Source organism: Mycobacterium malmoense (assembly GCF_019645855.1).
Lineage (GTDB): Bacteria > Actinomycetota > Actinomycetes > Mycobacteriales > Mycobacteriaceae > Mycobacterium > Mycobacterium malmoense.
The window spans coordinates 2891409-2906940 of the sequence record NZ_CP080999.1; the positions used below are offsets into that span (position 1 = coordinate 2891409).

The 15532-nt window shown below is 64.6% G+C and carries 16 protein-coding genes; 7 read left to right on the forward strand and 9 right to left on the reverse strand.

Going from position 1 to position 15532, the window contains the following annotated elements; genetic code table 11:
• The first annotated feature begins 34 nt into the window (after positions 1-34).
• Complete coding sequence (locus K3U93_RS13470; protein WP_083011061.1) at positions 35-1039, forward strand: AurF N-oxygenase family protein; 1005 nt, start codon at positions 35-37, stop codon at positions 1037-1039.
• 79 nt (positions 1040-1118) lie between these two features.
• Here K3U93_RS13470 and K3U93_RS13475 read toward each other — a convergent pair whose 3' ends face one another.
• Genes K3U93_RS13475 through K3U93_RS13485 form a run of 3 tightly spaced genes read right to left on the reverse strand, consistent with a single transcriptional unit; the run spans position 1119 to position 3045 of the window.
• Positions 1119-1784, reverse strand: coding sequence for a nitroreductase family protein (locus tag K3U93_RS13475; RefSeq protein ID WP_071511625.1), 666 nt, complete (start codon positions 1782-1784; stop codon positions 1119-1121).
• Between the two features lie 35 nt (positions 1785-1819).
• Entirely contained in the window at positions 1820-2533 is a 714-nt protein-coding gene (locus K3U93_RS13480; RefSeq protein WP_083011060.1) for a 2OG-Fe(II) oxygenase, read from the reverse strand.
• Positions 2533-3045, reverse strand: coding sequence for a methylated-DNA--[protein]-cysteine S-methyltransferase (locus tag K3U93_RS13485; RefSeq protein WP_071511584.1), 513 nt, complete (start codon positions 3043-3045; stop codon positions 2533-2535). The genes K3U93_RS13480 and K3U93_RS13485 overlap by 1 nt, the downstream gene beginning before the upstream one ends.
• A 185-nt stretch (positions 3046-3230) precedes the next feature.
• Between K3U93_RS13485 and K3U93_RS13490 the strand changes: the two genes are divergently transcribed.
• From K3U93_RS13490 to K3U93_RS13510, 5 genes are all read left to right on the forward strand, one after another.
• Entirely contained in the window at positions 3231-3740 is a 510-nt protein-coding gene (locus K3U93_RS13490) for an RNA polymerase sigma factor (protein ID WP_083011059.1), read from the forward strand.
• Positions 3727-4329: a methylated-DNA--[protein]-cysteine S-methyltransferase gene (locus tag K3U93_RS13495; RefSeq protein WP_083011058.1), complete on the forward strand. Its 603-nt coding sequence runs from the start codon at positions 3727-3729 to the stop codon at positions 4327-4329. The genes K3U93_RS13490 and K3U93_RS13495 overlap by 14 nt, the downstream gene beginning before the upstream one ends.
• Before the next feature lie 184 nt (positions 4330-4513).
• On the forward strand, positions 4514-5122 hold the full coding sequence (locus K3U93_RS13500) for a TetR family transcriptional regulator (protein WP_071511587.1): 609 nt from the start codon (positions 4514-4516) through the stop codon (positions 5120-5122).
• A 211-nt stretch (positions 5123-5333) separates the two neighbouring features.
• Positions 5334-5786, forward strand: coding sequence for an MmpS family transport accessory protein (locus K3U93_RS13505; protein WP_176219996.1), 453 nt, complete (start codon positions 5334-5336; stop codon positions 5784-5786).
• Positions 5783-8680 (forward strand): MMPL/RND family transporter, encoded by a 2898-nt coding sequence (locus K3U93_RS13510; RefSeq protein WP_071511588.1) that lies wholly within the window; start codon positions 5783-5785, stop codon positions 8678-8680. Before K3U93_RS13505 ends, K3U93_RS13510 begins: the two co-directional genes overlap by 4 nt.
• Here the strand turns inward: K3U93_RS13510 and K3U93_RS13515 are convergent.
• The 5 genes from K3U93_RS13515 to K3U93_RS13535 all read right to left on the reverse strand — a co-directional run bounded on the left by K3U93_RS13515 (position 8673) and on the right by K3U93_RS13535 (position 13039).
• Positions 8673-9455, reverse strand: coding sequence for an SDR family oxidoreductase (locus tag K3U93_RS13515; RefSeq protein ID WP_083011057.1), 783 nt, complete (start codon positions 9453-9455; stop codon positions 8673-8675). The genes K3U93_RS13510 and K3U93_RS13515 overlap by 8 nt on opposite strands.
• Before the next feature lie 171 nt (positions 9456-9626).
• On the reverse strand, positions 9627-9977 hold the full coding sequence (locus K3U93_RS13520; RefSeq protein WP_139797032.1) for a DUF732 domain-containing protein: 351 nt from the start codon (positions 9975-9977) through the stop codon (positions 9627-9629).
• 226 nt (positions 9978-10203) lie between these two features.
• The gene (locus K3U93_RS13525; RefSeq protein ID WP_083011055.1) at positions 10204-11079 is read right to left on the reverse strand and encodes a hypothetical protein; all 876 of its coding nucleotides are present in this window, start codon (positions 11077-11079) and stop codon (positions 10204-10206) included.
• Positions 11080-11611: 532 nt separating this feature from the next.
• Positions 11612-12001, reverse strand: coding sequence for a DUF1801 domain-containing protein (locus tag K3U93_RS13530; protein WP_083011054.1), 390 nt, complete (start codon positions 11999-12001; stop codon positions 11612-11614).
• 18 nt (positions 12002-12019) lie between these two features.
• A complete protein-coding gene (locus K3U93_RS13535) occupies positions 12020-13039 on the reverse strand; it encodes a zinc-dependent alcohol dehydrogenase family protein (protein WP_083011053.1) in 1020 nt (339 codons plus the stop codon).
• Positions 13040-13376: 337 nt separating this feature from the next.
• Between K3U93_RS13535 and K3U93_RS13540 the strand changes: the two genes are divergently transcribed.
• Positions 13377-14489 carry an NAD-dependent epimerase/dehydratase family protein gene (locus K3U93_RS13540; RefSeq protein ID WP_083011052.1) on the forward strand — a complete coding sequence of 371 codons (1113 nt, stop codon included), beginning with the start codon at positions 13377-13379 and terminating at the stop codon, positions 14487-14489.
• Here the strand turns inward: K3U93_RS13540 and K3U93_RS13545 are convergent.
• Positions 14486-15457 carry an aldo/keto reductase gene (locus tag K3U93_RS13545; RefSeq protein ID WP_083011051.1) on the reverse strand — a complete coding sequence of 324 codons (972 nt, stop codon included), beginning with the start codon at positions 15455-15457 and terminating at the stop codon, positions 14486-14488. The genes K3U93_RS13540 and K3U93_RS13545 overlap by 4 nt on opposite strands.
• Between the last annotated feature and the right edge of the window lie 75 nt (positions 15458-15532).

Genomic DNA, 15532 nt, shown 5'->3' on the forward strand with positions numbered 1-15532 from the left:
CGTCCGATTGTCGAGCCCATGGAAGAGGCGTGGTATGGCCAGGACGCGAATGGTCCGGCGTTGGCGCCACCACATGGAAGTGCGAGACGACGCCGACTACGTGGCCACGCTCACCACATTGTCCGAGGCGTCGGTGCGGCGAAACTTTAACCCCTACACCGACATCGACTGGAACTCGCCGGAGTTCGCCGTCACTGACAACGATCCCCGCTGGATCCTCCCCGCGACTGACCCCCTGGGTCGACATCCCTGGTACCAAGCCCAGCCCAAGGAACGCAAGATCAAGATCGGCATGTGGCGCCAGGCCAACGTCGCCAAAGTCGGGACACACTTCGAGTCCGTCCTGGTCCGCGGCCTGATGAATTACACGTTCTGGGTGCCCAACGGGTCACCGGAGTATCGGTACTGCCTGCACGAATCGGTCGAAGAGTGCAACCACACCATGATGTTCCAGGAGATGGTCAACCGCGTCGGCACCGACGTCCCGGGCATGCCGCGGATGCTGCGCTGGATTTCGCCGCTGGTTCCGCTGGTGGCCGGACCGTTGCCGGTCGCTTTCTTCATCGGGGTTCTCGCCGGTGAGGAACCGCTGGACCATGCTCAGAAAAACATTCTGCGCGAAGGCAAGTCGCTACACCCGATCATGGAGCGGGTGATGGCCATCCATGTGGCCGAGGAAGCCCGGCACATCTCGTTTGCCCACGAGTATCTGCGAAAGCGGTTGCCGCACTTGACCCGGATGCGACGGTTCTGGATTTCGCTGTACTACCCGGTGATCATGCGGATCTTGTGCCAGGCGATCGTGGTGCCGCCCAAGGCATTTTGGGAGGAGTTCGACGTCCCGCGGCAGGTCAGAAACGAGCTCTTCTTCGGGTCGCCGGATTCGCGAAAGTGGTTGCGCGACATGTTCGCTGACATGCGGATGCTGGCCCACGACACCGGCCTGATGAATCCGGTGTCCGGGCTGGTGTGGCGGATCTGCAAGATCAACGGCAAGCCGCCGCGCCATCGCGGCGAACCGCAACGCGTGCGCGCCTAGCGCCTCGACCGCCGCGGGACGGCGACCTGTCCGGGTCTTCTGAACTATCACCGCAGGGGAGGCCGCACGCCACTCCCCTCTACCCGTCAAACTGTGCCCCGTCGAAGCGCTCGCGCGTGACGAACTCGGAAGCCGGCCGTCGTCGCAACTTCGTGACCTGCCGCGCCGGTTTGCCCAGCGGCACCACCGCGGCGACGGCATATTGGTCGGGCACGCCGAGCAGCTCTTTGACGCGCGGCTCCTCGGCCACCACCATCGTCGTCAACACCCCGCCGTAGCCTTCATTACGCGCGGCCAGCAATACGTTCCACACAAACGGGTACACCGACGCTCCAGGAACCACACCGACGCGATCGAGATCCTGATCGGTGGCGGCCACGACGGCGAGGTCCAGGCAGATCACCAGCACCACCGGCGCCTCGCGAAGCGGAGCCGACATCCGCGCGGGCGTCTCCGTCGCGTCGATCATCGAGGTGTCAATACCGGGCGGCCGCAACGGGTTCCACGGGGACTCGCCGTTGGCGAGCTGGGCGACGTAACGGCGTGCGGCGGGAAGCGTGAGGTCCGCCAGGGCCGAGCGGGTGTCCTGATCGCGAAGGACGATGACGCGCACGCCCTGCCGGTTGCCGCCGGACGGTGCGAACCGGGCGTTGTCGAGGATCCGGGCGAGCACGTCGTCGGGAAGTGGGTCGTCGGTGAATTCGCGCACCGCGGGTGTGGATCGCATGACGTCGTAGAGCTCCATGACCATCATGGTGCCGCACGCGGATACGGCGGCACTCAGGCGGCGTCGTGAAAGATCAGGCCGAGGGCGTAGCGCCGGCCGGTGCGCACGACGGACACGCCGTGGCGCACCGGGGCGACCGACCATCCCCTGGTCGAGCGGACCGGCCGTTCCCTGGTGGTGAAGAGGTAGCCGTGTCCTTGCGGCAGCGTGGTCGCCGTGCCGCGCGACTGCGCTCGGGGCCGTTGCTCGATGAGGAGGAATTCGCCGCCGGTGTGCGTCACGCCCGGTTCGCTGAGGTTGATGACCACCTGCAGCGGAAAGACCAGGTTCCCGTAGAGGTCTCGGTGCAGGGCGTTCCAGTCGCCGGGCCCGTATTTCAGCATGAGGGCGGTGGGTTTGGTTTGGCCGGCGCGATGGCACATCTCCAGCCATTCGTCGAGGGTGTCGGGCCAGGGAGCGTCGCGGCCCAGCTTGGTCCACCAGTCCCGGGCGATCGGCAATAACCGGGGGTAGAGCGCTTGTTTCAGCTCTTCGATCGGCCGCGGATAGGGCCGTTGGAAGTAGCGGTACTCGCCTTGCCCGTAGCGGTGCCGGGTCATGTCGACGGTGGCGCGAAACAAGCTGTCGTCGGGGTAGAGATCGAGCATCGCCGCACACTCGGTAGCGGTGGCCAGCCGCGGAAGCAGCGCGCCGCCAACGTCATTCATGTCGGCGGTGACCGCGTCCCAGTCGGCGGCATCCACGCGCCCGCGCCATGTCGACGGCATCAGAACAATCTGCCGACGGCCGCGGGCACCGGTGCTTCGAGGTCCAGCAGGAATCGTTTACGCCTCAGACCGCCCGCGTAACCCGTTAGGGCACCGTCCTTTCCGACGACGCGGTGGCAGGGGACGACAATGCTGAGCGGATTGCGCCCGACGGCTTGACCGACTTCGTATGCGGTGGTGCCGTCGGCCAGTTTGGCCGCCAGCTCGCCATAGGTGGTGGTCTCGCCGTAGGCGATGTGGGCCAGCAGATCCCAGACTCGCCGCCAGCGTGGTTCACCGATGAGGGCAATGGGTAGATCGAACTGTGTGCGCTTTCCAGTCAGGTACTCGTCCAGTTGGACGGCGGCGCGCCGGAGCAGGGCATCGCCGGCCGCCTCAACGCATCGACCCAGACCGTCAGCCGTGGGCCCATGCCAGTGATGCCGGAAATACACACCCGTCAGGGTGTCACCGTTGGCGACGAGCGTCAGCTTGCCGAGTGGGCTCTCAATCACCGCGTGTCGTGTCTGCATCGTTCAACCTCCTTTTACGGTAAACGATGAGCGTGCCGGAAACGTGAGGTCGAGCCAATTACGTTGTGCGCAAGCATTCTGCCAGCTATACCTGAGCAGGTTTCTCACATTCGACGACGCGCCGACGTCTTCACAGTGAGGGTCGCTGATTTTTACGGAGGAGTTCGAATGCTTGTGACGTCAGGGTGACCGCCGACAAGTGCGTCAAGCCGCCGTTCGAGGCCATCGTGGTACGGCACGGCGCCGCGGTGCTGCGGGTTGTTCGTGCGGTGGTCGGCCACGCCGACGCCGATGACGCCTGGTCGGACACGTTCCTGGCCGCCCTGAAGGCCTACCCGCAGCTGCCGGTGGACGCCAATGTTGAGGCGTGGCTGGTGACCATCGCCCATCGCAAAGCCATCGACATCACCCGCACGGCGTCACGGCGGGCCGTCCCGGTCGCCGATCCCCCCGATTCCCCCGCGCGTGAGCGGGCCGATAGCCACGATCTCGACCTGGACGCCTCGGTGGGCGCGCTACCACCCAAACAGCGTCAGGCCGTGGCCTATCACTATTTGGCCGGCCTGCCCTACTCCGAGATCGCGGTGATTCTCGGCGGCAGCGCCGCCGCCGCGCGGCGCGCCGCTGCCGACGGGATCGCCACCCTCCGACGCACCTATCCCCTATCGCAAGGAATCACCGATGACCGCACCTGACCTCACGAAGCACTTCCCCGTCGACCGGGATCATCTCCGGCGACTGCACGCCCGCCTGGAGCGAACAGCACAGGCCGATGATCTCCTCGACATCGCCTACCGCACAGTGGATTCCGTCGTCGGCCCACTGTTGTTGGCGGCCACCCCACGTGGACTGCTGCGGGTCGCATTCGCCGGCGAAGACCACGAGAGCGTGCTGCTGAGCCTCTCGGAGCGCATCAGCCCGCGGATGCTCGAAGCGCCCGCACGGCTGGATTCGATCGCGCGACAACTCGACGAATACTTCGCCGGCCGTCGTCACGGGTTCGACGCCGCGCTGGACTGGTCGCTGTCGCACGGCTTTCGACGCACGGTGCTGGAACACCTCAACACCGACATCGGCTACGGCGCGACCGCCAGCTATGCCGCACTTGCTCGACTGTCCGGCTCCCCCAAGGCCGTACGCGCCGTCGGCACCGCATGCGCGACCAACCCGATCCCCATCGTCGTTCCGTGTCACCGGGTGATCCGATCCGACGGGACCGTGGGCTCCTACCGCGGCGGGCCCGTCGCCAAGCGCGTCCTGCTCGATCTCGAGCGACCCCGATGACCGCTAGTCCGCGAAAGCGCAACTAGCAACCTGTTTCTCGGGTGCTGGCGTCGGTAGGTGTACCTTCGCGGGGGATGAGGATTGGCCCGCGCGGTCGCGAGGGCAAGGCTAACGTCGACGGGTCGATGACCCATCTGCCGCGAGTCGCGCTATAGGGTGTGCCCTAGGTGTAACGATGAATGCCATGACGAACCACATAGGTCTCCGCGAGCGCCGCCGGCGTCAGACCAGCGCGGATATCCGCGATGCCGCGGTGCGCCTGACGCTGGAACGCGGCTTCGACAAGGTGACCATCGAGGAGATCTGTGCCGAGGCGGGAATTTCGACGCGGACGTTCTTCAATTACTTCCCCACCAAGGAGTCCGCGATCGCCTACGGCCCGTCGGACATACCCGCTGACCTGGCCGCCGACTTCGTCGCGGCGGGACCCGCCCCCTATCCGGTGGTCCTCGCGGAACTCATCACCCTAGCGGCGCACCACCTTCGTGACATGCCCCCGCAACGCGAACTGGCGGCCGGCATGCTGGAACTCGCCAAAACCACTCCCGCCGTTTTGGCGGCATTCCTTGCCGATTTGGAGCGGTTTCAGAACCAGTTGACCGACATCGTCGCCCGCCGCCAGGCGATGCGGCCCGACGACGAGATACCTGCGTTGATCGCGGCGTTGGCGTTGACGGCCGTTCGTTCGGGCATCGAACGCTGGGCCAGTGGCGAGTCGAAAGATTCCGAGGACACGCCGATGCCCTACGTCGAGCGCGCTGCCGCGCTGGTCAACAGCATTTTCACGAAGTGACGACCTGCAGTTAGCTACATCACTTCTTTGCATTGTCTGCAAAGTATGCAGGCCGTGTATTATCGTTGGGTGGCGGTATCCAACAACGGTTCGGCGACGCGTAGCAGCGCCTGACGATCAAACGCGTGGTGATCTATGAAGTCCGTTGCAGCACAATGTAATTGCGATAAACACCTGCACAGGTAGACGGCGACCACACCATCGCTGAGTGATGAGGGGAGGCTCCACGTCGGTGATATCGAAGGTCGTGCGCAACGCGTGGTTGCCGCTGCTGATCGTGGCGGTCGTGGTGGTCGGCGGCTCCGCCGTGGCGCGGGTCAAGACGTTCTTTGGCGCCGAGAACGCCGGGACCATGACGAGCACACGGATGGACGATTCCAAACCGTTCAAGCCCAAGGTCGTCAAATACGAGATCTTCGGCTCGGCAAGCCAGGCCAACGTGAACTACTTGGATCTCAGCGCCCAGCCGCAGCGGGTTGACGGCGCGCCACTGCCTTGGACGTTGGTCCTCAGCACGACCGCGCCCTCGGTCTTTCCGAACATCGTGGCGCAAAGCGATGGTGATCATCTCGGTTGCCGCATCACCGTCGACGACGAAGTCAAGGATGAGAACGTGTCCAACGGCGTGCACGCCCTGACCTTTTGCTTGGTGAAATCGGCATGAGCTCAATCATCGACGCGGGCACCGACACCGTCCCGATCGTGAAACACGCAGCGCGGCCGGCGATCCCGCGATTCATCCGCACGTTCGCCGTGCCCATCATCATCGCCTGGATCGCGATCATCGCGGTGCTCAACGTCGCTGTCCCGCAGCTGGACGTCGTCGGGCAGATGCGCTCGGTCTCGATGAGCCCGGACGACGCGCAATCGGTCATCGCGACCAAGCACGTGGGCGAGGTATTCGGCGAGTACAAGTCCAACAGCTCGGTGATGATCGTGCTGGAGGGCCAAAATCCGCTCGGCAACGATGCCCACGCCTATTACGACCGGATCGTCAAAAAGCTGGACGCCGACACCAAACACGTCGAACACGTCCAGGACCTGTGGAGCGATCCGCTGACCGGGGCGGGCGCGCAAAGCAACGACGGCAAGGCCGCCTACGTCCAGGTGTATCTCGCCGGTAACCAGGGCGAGGCACTGGCCAACGAGTCGGTCGAGGCCGTGCAAAACATCGTCAAGAGCGTGCCCGCGCCACATGGCGTCAAGGCCTACGTCACCGGGCCGGCCGCCCTGGCGGCGGATCAACACATCGCCGGTGACCGCAGCCTGCAAGTGATTACCACCGTCACGTTCGTCGTGATCATCGCGATGCTGCTATTGGTCTACCGGTCGATCATCACGGTGCTGCTCACGTTGGTGATGGTCGTGCTCGAACTGTCGGCCGCGCGCGGAACGGTCGCATTCCTGGGCTACTACAACATCATTGGGCTCTCCACGTTCGCCACGAACCTGTTGGTGACGCTGGCAATCGCGGCAGCGACCGACTACGCGATCTTCCTGATCGGCCGATATCAGGAAGCCCGGGCGGTCGGCGAATCGCGAGAAGACGCCTACTACACGATGTTTGGCGGCACAGCGCACGTGGTGCTCGGGTCGGGCATGACCATCGCCGGCGCGACATTCTGCCTGCACTTCACCAACCTGCCCTACTTCCAGACGCTGGGCATCCCGTTGGCCATCGGCATGGTGGTCGTGGTGGCGGCCGCGTTGACGCTTGGCCCCGCGGTGATCTCGGTGGCATCGCGCTTCCGCCAGATACTCGAACCCAAACGAGCGCAGCGGATTCGCGGCTGGCGCAAGGTCGGTGCCGTCGTCGTCCGGTGGCCCGGCCCCATCCTGATCATGACGATCGCGGTGGCGCTCGTCGGCCTGCTGACCCTGCCCGGATACCGGACCAACTACAACGACCGCAACTACCTGCCCGCCGATCTGCCGGCGAACGCCGGATACGCGGCCGCCGATCGACACTTCTCGAAGGCGCGGATGAACCCCGAGCTGCTGATGGTCGAAAGTGACCACGATCTACGCAATTCCGCCGACTTCCTGGTCATCGACAAGATCGCCAAGGCGATCTTCCGGGTGCCCGGAATCTCTCGCGTGCAGGCCATCACCCGGCCGCAGGGCACGCCGATCGAGCACACCTCGATCCCGTTTCAGATCAGCATGCAGGGCGTCACCCAGCAGATGAACCAGAAGTACCAAGAAGATCAGATGGCCGACATGCTCAAGCAGGCCGACGAGATGCAAACGACCATCGACAGCATGGTCAAGATGCAGAGCCTGACCCAGCAGATGGCCGACACCATGCACGTCATGGTCAAAAAGATGCACGACATGACCATCGACGTCGCCGAACTACGGGACCACATCTCCGATTTCGACGACTTCTTCCGGCCCATCCGCAGCTACTTCTACTGGGAAAAGCACTGCTTCGACATCCCGGTGTGCTGGTCGCTTCGGTCCGTCTTCGACACCCTCGACGGCATCGACACGATGACCGACGACATCCAGAGCCTGCTACCCGTCATGGATCACCTCGACACGCTGATGCCTCAGCTGACGGCGCTGATGCCCGACATGATCCAAAACATGAAGACCATGAAAACGACGATGCTGACGATGTATGCGACCCAAAAGGGCCTGCTGGATCAGCAGACTGCGGCCCAGCAGAACTCGACCGCCATGGGCAAGGCATTCGACGCATCCAAGAACGACGACTCGTTCTACCTGCCCCCCGAAACCTTCAACAACGCCGAGTTCAAACGGGGCATGAAGAATTTCCTGCCTCCCGACGGCCACGCGGTGCGCTTCATCATCAGCCACGACGGCGATCCGATGACACCGGAAGGCATTTCGCACATCAACGCGATCAAGAAGGCCACCTACGAGGCACTCAAGGGCACGCCACTGGAGGGCTCCAAGATCTACCTCGGCGGCACCGCGGCCACGTTCAAGGACATGCAGGACGGTAGCAACTACGACCTGCTGATCGCCGGAATCGCTTCGCTGTGCTTGATTTTCATCATCATGCTGATCATCACGCGAAGTGTCGTGGCCTCGGCGGTCATCGTGGGTACCGTCTTGATTTCGCTGGGGGCGTCGTTTGGCCTCTCGGTGCTCATCTGGCAACACCTGATCGGCATCGAACTGCACTGGATGGTGTTGGCGATGTCGGTGATCATCCTGCTGGCCGTCGGCGCCGACTACAACCTGCTGCTGGTGTCGCGGTTCAAGGAGGAGATCCACGCCGGCCTGAACACCGGCATCATCCGCGCGATGGGCGGCACCGGATCGGTGGTCACCTCGGCGGGGCTGGTGTTCGCCTTCACCATGATGACGATGGCGGTCAGTGAGCTGACCGTCATCGGCCAGGTCGGCACCACCATCGGCCTCGGCCTGCTCTTCGACACGCTGGTCGTCCGGTCGCTGATGACGCCGTCCATCGCCGCGCTGCTGGGCAAGTGGTTCTGGTGGCCGCAGCGAGTCCGGCAGCGGCCAGTCCCCTCGCCCTGGCCGACGCCTGCCACGGAGCCCGAATCTGTCACCGCCGCTAGGTGACCCACTCCGGCTGCTGATCGGCGTCGACCGCGGAGAAGTCCTTGTGCCCCAGGCCCGCGGTGGTCCCGCCGTCCACGACGAACTCCGACCCCGTCGAATAGCTGGACTCGTCGCTGGCCAGGTAGACCACGAGGTTGGACACCTCCCTGGGGTCGGCGGCCCGGCCCAACGCGGTCTGGAAGATGTCCTCGGGAACCCACTGCGTCATCGGCGTCTTGATGAGCCCGGGATGGATCGAGTTCACCCGGATTCCGCTGGGCCCCAGCTCCAGGGCCGCCGACTTCGTCAACCCGCGGACAGCGAATTTGCTTGCGGTGTAACCGTGGCAGGCGATGGTGCCGGCCATCCCCTCGATGGACGAGATGTTGATGATCGATCCCCGCCCCGCCTCCTTCATGGGTTTGACCACCGCGCGGATCCCGAGAAACACGCCCGTCAGGTTGACGTCGAGGATCCGCTGCCACTCGGAGAGCTCGTAGTCCTCCAAGGTGCCGATGTTGAGGATGCCGGCGTTGTTCACCAGCACGTCGATGCCGCCGAACTCGCCAATGGCGGTGGCCACCGCGGATTCCCATTGCTGGGGCTTGGTGACGTCCAGATGCACATAGCGAACGGCGTCTCCGAGCTCGGCCGCCACCGCCTTGCCCTCGTCGTCGAGGATGTCGCCGAACACCACCCTGGCCCCCTCGCCCACCAGCGTCCGTACGTGCGACGCGCCCATCCCCCGCGCACCGCCGCTGATGAGCGCTACCTTTCCCGCCAACCGTTCTGCCACTGCGTTTCTCCCGTCGTGTCGGTGAGTCTTCTGCACCATACATATGCACACAGCTGTATGGCCAGGGTCGCAGTGTGGAATGCACCGAACAGGGGAAGGCCGTCGCGATTTTTGACGGCTTGGCGTCGCCGTGTGGATCGAGCGGGAACTACTTGGCCGGCAAAGACGCCGTCACTTGCGGCCAGCTGGGCGGCTGGCGACATGGTGTCGCGGACAGTAATCCGCGGTGGCCGCGCCGATGAACAACTCGGCCTGGCCCTGGTTGAGTCGTCGCGCTCCCGTCAGCTGGTCCACCTCGTTCTTCTGGGTGTAGCCGGCGTCGAGGTCCTGGCACATCACACGCGCCATATTCACGGTCTGGGCCGACGTACCAAGGTTGACACCGTGCGACTGCAAGAAGCTGGTGAAGTCTTGGTCCGTTTGGTCGGCGCGCGCGACGGCCGCTGGCAGCAGCACGACAGCCAATAGCGCGCCGAACGCGCACGCAGACATCTTCTTTGTCATTTCGCGCGGAGTTGCCATCTCCCCCACCCACTTTCAAGGAGTACATCGAGCTCGGATCGACACAAGGGTCCGGAGTCACACTCCCCGGAAGATTTCCAATGTCGATGATTTCTGTTGTCGATAGTATACGATGTCAACTGTTTGCTTGCCAAGGCAAGCGGACAGTTGGTCAAGAACCCATCGGCGCTACGAATATGTTGATCGCGCAGCCGCGATTACCGGGTTTGACGTCGCCGTCGCCGATTTAGTGGTGTAAGCCCACGATGTCGAAGATCGCCGCGGCCGAAGTGATGGCCTTGTCCGCGTTCCCCTCGTCGTGCAGAAGCATCCGCACGCCGACGCGCCCCGGTCCGCCGGGATACGCGGTGCCCTCGACGCGGAAGGGACCGACCTTGCCGCGCGACATGAACATGACGTGCCAGCTGATCGCCTGGAGCTTCCTGGTTCCCGCGACATCGGCGGCAAGGTCGCTCGCCGCGGTTTCGAGGACGACGTGTTGGGGTCCGATGTGCAGGGCCGCGTCCGGTGACGCGAGTTCGGCGCTGAGCGCGGGCAGCGCCCAGTGACCGTCGCCGCGCTTGCTGGCGCCGAAGGCTTCCCACAGCGGCGGCAGGTCGGGAGAGTCCTCGATCACCAGTTCGGTGGCCGAAACATCCATCCTGCCAAGGCCTTCCGGTGGGATTCCGATGACCGCGCCCTGCCCCTCGTTGAAGGCGATCACGCGGCTCGGGTTATCGGCGTCAACGATCTTGCACCGCCCGTAGCCCATGGTTCGGCCCTGGTGCACGATGCCGGACTCGACGATCTCGATCCTCTTGACGTCGTAGCCGGGGTCGATGATCTGGACCGACGCGATGACCGGGTTGGGCACCGCGACCATGTCGGTCTGACACCCTTCTGGCGACGAGATGGCCAGTGGCGCAACCATGATTCCCCCGGCTTCGTTGCGCATGTCGCGGCGGATGACGACGGTGTCGTCGGTCTCGCCGAGGTTCATCGACGAGTGCTTGCGGCCGATGTAGCGGTAGCTGAGCAGGCCGGTCCACCGGCGGAACAACTCCTCGCGGTAGGCGTCGGAGTCGTTGACGAGCTCACGGATGTCGCGCAGTTGGTCGCTCATTTCTCGGCCGCCCTTCCCCGACGTCGAGCTACAGCACTGCTGAGCGAATGTACAGCATCGGCGGTCGGCCTCAGCGCGTTCGCTTGAAAACGACTTACACCAAGAGCGGATTGGCCCCCTTCCTTGGGAAGGGGGCAACCTGCATTTCGGGCTGTACCGGTCAAATTCGCCGTGTAAACATCGGATCTCGCAAACTATATGAGACATAGGAACCTATGTTCGTGAAGATTTTGAATCTCCTGGAGTTACCCTCCCCCCCGAATTTTAGTTCAAGGCGAAACTAGTCGAGAGCGCTACTTAGCATATGTTTGCCATACGCTTGCAGGACAGCCAGCAGGGCCCACCAGACCCCCTTGTCCGCCGACCTTCGACCTATCCTGGAGGGGCGGTCAGAGCGGTTTGTCCCACCTCACCTGGTTGAACTGCACGCCACGGTTGACGTATTCGTAGAAAGTTCAAGCTCCGTTCATCGATCACGTTGCGCGGCATCGCCATTGGCCTCTCGTCGCGACCGTTTGCGAGACCGGCTGCCTTAGGACGTGTTGAGCTTCACCGCGGCGCGAATGAGCGCCTTCAAGGCCTTCTCATCGATCGTGTCGCCCTCGTGGAAGTCGATGGCACGTCTGGTGTTGCCGCCGAGGCTGGAGTTGAACAGGCCCGACGGGTCCTCCAGCGAGGCACCCTTGGCGAAGGTCATCTTCACGACGTTCTTGTGCGTCTCGCCGGTGCAGATCATCCCGTCGTGATACCACACCGGGACGCCGCGCCACTTCCACTCCTCGACCACGTCGGGGTCGGCCTGCTTGATGAGTTTCCTGATGCGAGCGAGCATCTCACCGCGCCAGTCACCCAGCTCCTTGATTCGTGCGTCGATCAACCGCGAGGGAGAGTCGCGCACGTTTTCGTCCTTCGCCTTGGTCATGGTTGCCGTTGCCTCCGTTCAGGAGATGGTAAGTGCGATCTTGCCGACGTGTTCCCCGGCGCGCATCACCGCCAGCGCCTCCGCGAGGTTTTCCCAGTCGAAGACATGGCTGATGTGGGGTTTGATGCCCGCACTCGACATGAGCTCGCATAGCTCGGTGTGGGCATGCACGCTGCCGACGGTGATCCCGACGACGCGCAGGTTGTTGAGCATCACCTCGGCGACCGCGATGGGCGCCGTGTCGAATCCGCTGAGCACGCCGATCACCGCCACCGTGCCGCCCATCCGCGCCGAATGCAGCGAGTGCGCCAACGTGGCGGGCCCACCGAGGTCGATGACCAGGTCGGCGCCTCGCCCGGCGGTCAGTCGCCTCACCTCCGTCTCCCACTCAGGGGTCGTGTGGTAGTTGACGAGATGCGTTGCGCCCAAATCTGATCCGACCCTGAGCTTGTCGTCGGACGACGACGTGAGGATCACGATGGCACCCAATGCGTGGGCTAATTGCACGGCGAACAGCGATACCCCGCCGGTTCCCTGGGTCACCACGACGTCGCCTTCGCCGATGCCGGCTTCCCTGAGGGCGCTCCACGCCGTCACGCCGGCGCAGGGAATCGTCGCGGCTTGGACATCGCTGAGGTAATCCGGTGTCCGCACCACGCCGGTGGCGTCGGCAACGCGATACTGTTGCAGCCACCCGTCGCAGCTATCGCCGGGCAGAGTTCGTTTGGCTTCCGGTGTCGGCGGCCCGTCGAGCCAGCCGGGGTGAAACGCCCCCATCACGCGCTGTCCGACGCGCAGCCCGTCGACGCCCGGACCGACCGCCACCACCTCGCCGGCGCCGTCGCTCATCGGCACGCGTGGCCAGGGCCCGGGGAGCAGGCCCATCAGATTGATGTTGTCGTGAAAGTTGAGGCTCGACGCGTTGACCTTGACCAGCACCTGTCCGGCGCCGGGTTCGTCGACCGGCCGTTGTGCGGGCTCCACGGGCGCGCCCGGGCCGGTCATCAACATGACCTGGTGACGGTCCGGAATGGTCATGCGATGCTTGCCTCCTCGTCCGGGGACGTCCGCCGACGAGCCGTCTGAATTTGTGGCCGCCACGGTCCGGTCTTACGTCACGAGATGCGGTTCGTCACGTCTGCCGCACCGGTTTCCTCGCAGCACCATTATTCGTGGTGCCCAGCTCCGAGCGACAATCGCGGCCTCCGCGTGAGTTGTCGGTTGGAGGCGGGCAAACCGTGTACCCCCTCCGCGCCGATACGCGTGGGACCGATGTGACCATAACGCCTGCAAAGGCCGGCAGGGCTTACACTTCCCGAGTGAAATGTCACGCTTGGCGCGTCTCGCGGAAAGCCGGCCGAGCGGTAACACGCCGATGACCGTCACCACCATCCTGGTCACCGGGGCGTTCGGACAGGTCGGGAAGCGATGCACGCAGATCCTGCTCGACCGGGGCCGAACCGTCATCGCGACAGACCTTCGCAACGACAAAACCGTTGCCGCCCAAGAGGAATTGTCGGCCGGTCCCGGGAAGCTCGTTGCGGCCTACGTCGATCTACTCGATGCCGCGCAGGTGCGCGATCTGGTCGCGACTTATCGGCCCGACGCGATCGTCCATCTCGCGGCGATCGTTTCGCCGCCGTCGTACCGCAATCCCGCGCTGGCCAGGCGAGTCAACGTCGGTGGTACCGAGAATCTGCTGACGGCGGCCGCCGCGCTGTCGCATCCACCGCTATTCCTGATGGCATCCAGCGCGGCGGTGTACGGATCACGCAACCCCTACCGCTATCCGGAGCGGATCACCCCGGACACCCCGGTACGCCCCATCGATCAGTACGGCCAGGACAAGGTGTTGGCCGAGGCGGCCATCCGCGCCAGCGGCCTGCCCTACGCGCTGTTCCGACTCGGCGGGGTCATCTCGCCGGACACCCAGGCGAGCCTCAACGGCGACTACTTGCTCCTGATGCGTTCGATGCCGGGCGACAACCGCATCCACGCGGTGGACGCGCGTGACGTGGCGCTGGCATTCGCCAACGGCGTCGATCGCGCGGCCACGATCGCGGGCAAAGTGCTGCTCATCGGCGGAAACGAATCGTATGTGCTGCTGCAGCGCGACCTCGAGGATGACGTGATGGCCGCCGTCGGCTTGGGCCGCCTCGGCCCTTCTGCGAGCCTGCCCGGCGACCCCGACGACGACCGCGGTTGGAGTTTCACCGGCTGGTTCGACACCACCGAATCGCAGGCGTTACTGGACTTCCAACAGCACGACTGGCCCCAGACGCTGGCCTGGGTCACCGAGTCGCAGGGCCGCCTACGCCCGGTGTTGAAAGCGCTGGGCCCGATGTTTCGGCCCGTGCTGCGCGCGGCCCTCAAACTGCAGCGCCGGGCCGAGGGACGAGGCCCGTACGCCTGCCCGTGGACGCTGATCGAGAAGAAATATGGCTCGGCGGCGCTGGCCGTTGGTGACATCCGCCGCCCTCATGTCTAACGGTCGATCCATCCCATTTGCGCTTCGGCGTGGTGTCCCCCGACGGGCGGGGTGAGCCGGTCGAGCCTGGTCAGGTGCTCGGGGGTGAGTTCGAGCGCGTCGGCGGCGACGTTTTCCTCAAGGCGCGCAACGCGTTTGGTTCCCGGAATGGGCACGATGTCGGGGCCTTTCGCCAGCAACCAGGCCAACGCGACCTGGGCCGGAGAGGCGCCGACGTCGGCGGCGATGTCGCGCAGCTCGTCCGCGCTCTCCAGGTTGTGCCGGAAGTTCTCGTCGAAGAATCGCGGGTTGGTCTTGCGGTAGTCGCCGTCGGGCAGCTCCTCGGTGGAGCGGATCGCACCGGTGAGAAAGCCACGGCCCAGAGGCGAGTAGGCGACGAATCCGATTCCCAGTTCCCGCAATACGTCGAGCACCCCATCTTCGGGGTCGCGGGTCCACAGCGAGTATTCGGATTGCACGGCGGTGACGGGATGCACGGCGTGCGCGCGGCGGATGGTGTTCACTCCGACTTCGGAAAGGCCGATGTGTCGGATCTTGCCCGCGGCGACCAACTCGGCCAACGCTCCGATCGTGTCTTCGATCGGAGTCCCGCGATCGAGGCGATGTTGGTAGTAGAGGTCAACGCGGTCGGTCGCCAGCCTGCGCAGTGAACCGTCCACGGCGATACGGATATTGGCGGGGCTGCTGTCGAGGCCACTGCGGCCCGTGTGGGAGATCAGGCCGAACTTGGTCGCCAGCACCACCTGGTCTCGCCGGCCCTGCAGCGCCCGGGCGACGAGTTCTTCGTTGACGTAGGGGCCATAGACCTCGGCGGTGTCGATCAGCGTGACACCCAGGTCGATGGCGCGATGGATGGTGCGGATGGATTCGGCCTCGTCGCTGCCGGCGCCGGCGTAGGCGACGGACATGCCCATCGCGCCCAGGCCGAGGCGTCCCACTTCGAGTTCGGCGAGCTGAGCTTGTTTCATCGGGCCATTGTGCGCCCAACGGCTTCAAGCCACGGGACGGGTACCGTTGCGCGGGTGCACCGCATCGACGTTCCC